Origin of the sequence: Burkholderia sp. SIMBA_051 (assembly GCF_046534915.1) — a bacterium.
GTDB lineage: Bacteria > Pseudomonadota > Gammaproteobacteria > Burkholderiales > Burkholderiaceae > Burkholderia > Burkholderia ambifaria.
Genome location: NZ_JAWRXS010000229.1, coordinates 1 through 276, shown reverse-complemented (window position 1 = coordinate 276; position 276 = coordinate 1). Strand labels below are relative to the sequence as shown.

At 60.1% G+C, this 276-nt stretch carries 1 pseudogene; it reads left to right on the top strand.

Annotation, left to right across the window (positions count from 1 at the left end):
* Nucleotides 1–176, top strand: a pseudogene (locus SB771_RS34305) (arsenical-resistance protein); the annotation flags it as partial.
* Nucleotides 177–276: the final 100 nt, after the last annotated feature.

Below are 276 nucleotides of genomic sequence, written 5' to 3'. Positions count from 1 at the left end.
CATTGATCAGCGCCTCCAATTTCTTCGAACTGGCGGTCGCGGCGGCCATCAGCCTGTTCAGTTTCAAATCTGACGCTGCGCTGGCCACGTTGGTTGGTGTGCTGATCGAGGTGCCGATGATACTGGTGGTCGTGAAAATCGTGAATGCATCAAACGGCTGGTATGAGCGCGCCTGACTGCATGATGCGCCGCGCGAGCGTCGCGGATCTCGACGCCATCCGGGCGCGGCTCAAAGCGTGCCGATTACACACCAGCGATCTGCCTGCGGCCAGCATC